The 319-nt window shown below is 66.5% G+C and carries 1 protein-coding gene; it reads right to left on the bottom strand.

Going from position 1 to position 319, the window contains the following annotated elements; genetic code table 11:
• Positions 1 to 187 (bottom strand): CoA transferase (locus QZH66_RS18940; RefSeq protein ID WP_305807310.1); only part of this gene is annotated, 187 nt, incomplete at its 3' end.
• Between the last annotated feature and the right edge of the window lie 132 nt (positions 188 to 319).

Below are 319 nucleotides of genomic sequence, written 5' to 3'. Positions count from 1 at the left end.
TGACCCACACGAAGTGCGATGCCATGCCCTGCGCACGCTCGTCGTAGTCGCGCGCAAAATCGCCGCCCCCGGGGCGCTCGACCTTGATGACACGCGCGCCCAGGTCGGCCAGCTGGCGGGTGCAGAACGGAGCGGCGATCGCGTGTTCCAGCGACACCACGGTGATGTGGTCCAGGGGGCGTGTCATCGTTGCCATGCTCAATCCACTGTCGCGCCAGAAGCCTTGACCACGCGCGCCCACTTCACCAGATCGTCCTGCAGCAGGCTGGCGAACTGCTCGGGCGTCGTCTTGGCGGCGATCTCCACGCCCTGCAATTCA

Origin of the sequence: Stenotrophomonas sp. YIM B06876, from assembly GCF_030711595.1 — a bacterium.
Classification (GTDB): Bacteria; Pseudomonadota; Gammaproteobacteria; order Xanthomonadales; family Xanthomonadaceae; genus Stenotrophomonas.
The sequence above is the reverse complement of the archived record's forward strand: the minus strand, read 5'-3'. Positions and strand labels throughout refer to the sequence as shown.